Raw genomic sequence first — 500 nt, 5'->3', positions numbered from 1 at the left:
ATTCGGAAATCTGTGGATCACGGCCTATGTGCGGCTACCCACAGCTTATCGCAGCTTATCACGTCCTTCATCGGCTCCTAGTGCCAAGGCATTCGCCCTGCGCCCTTTGTAGCTTGACCTATCTGTTCTACTATAAGCTTCGCATTACTTCGTCAGCTGCGTTACTCATTTCGCTCGAATACCGAAGTATTTCTCGCTCATTCGCTCCTTGCTTCCTCGTACTGCTCGCTTCTAGCGAACATCTATACTTAATTAGTATAGGTATATAAATCAGTAAATCTATAATAGATTTTAAAGTCTTTATTGTAACTATGCAATTTTCAAAGAACAATTTTGAAAGATTCTTATGATCTTTCAAAATTGAACAGAAGACATATACCATTTTTGCTTAGGTTCTCCCTAAACATATATCCTTAGAAAGGAGGTGATCCAGCCGCAGGTTCTCCTACGGCTACCTTGTTACGACTTCACCCCAATCACTAATCCCACCTTCGGCCGCT

Annotated in this window: 2 rRNA genes; both read right to left on the bottom strand. The window is 42.2% G+C overall.

The annotated features are described in order from the left end of the window. Positions 1 to 119 (bottom strand): 23S ribosomal RNA (locus tag KQI30_RS16940); the annotation flags it as partial. 298 nt (positions 120 to 417) lie between these two features. After that, a 16S ribosomal RNA gene (locus KQI30_RS16935) occupies positions 418 to 500 on the bottom strand; the annotation flags it as partial.

The organism is Clostridium bornimense, from assembly GCF_018917145.1.
Classification (GTDB): Bacteria; Bacillota; Clostridia; order Clostridiales; family Clostridiaceae; genus Clostridium_AN; species Clostridium_AN bornimense_A.
Note: the sequence above shows the minus strand (reverse complement) of the source record. Positions and strands in the feature narration are given on the sequence as shown.